Below are 326 nucleotides of genomic sequence, written 5' to 3' on the forward strand. Positions count from 1 at the left end.
CGGGCGTGCGTCAGCTGCAGCATCTCCGCGCTCTGGTCCAGGGCGACGACGTCGCCGCGCAGGAACTGGGTCCACACCCCCGTCCCGCAGGCGATGTCCGCCACTCGCCCCGCCGGCAGTGCGTTGAGCAGCTTTCCAATGTCGGCCGTCTCCCGGTCCAGCTGGGCGTTGACCACTTCGTCCCCGCGATAGCTGGTCTCGTCGTAGACCGGGGCACGATGCCGGTAGTACTGCTCCCGCACTAAGTCACGCATGCCCGGGAAGCTACCCCCGGCTGAACGCAGGACAAACAACGGTTGCCACCCGGTCAGGGCGCGATGCCTGCA

The 326-nt window shown here is 68.1% G+C and carries 1 protein-coding gene; it reads right to left on the reverse strand.

Translation table 11 applies throughout. The features are described 5' to 3' along the window. Positions 1 to 254: class I SAM-dependent methyltransferase (locus tag IE312_RS37755; protein ID WP_502267010.1), on the reverse strand; the 254-nt coding region annotated here is incomplete at its 3' end. Positions 255 to 326: the final 72 nt, after the last annotated feature.

This window comes from Streptomyces capoamus (genome assembly GCF_014654935.1).
In the GTDB taxonomy this organism is placed as follows: domain Bacteria; phylum Actinomycetota; class Actinomycetes; order Streptomycetales; family Streptomycetaceae; genus Streptomyces; species Streptomyces capoamus.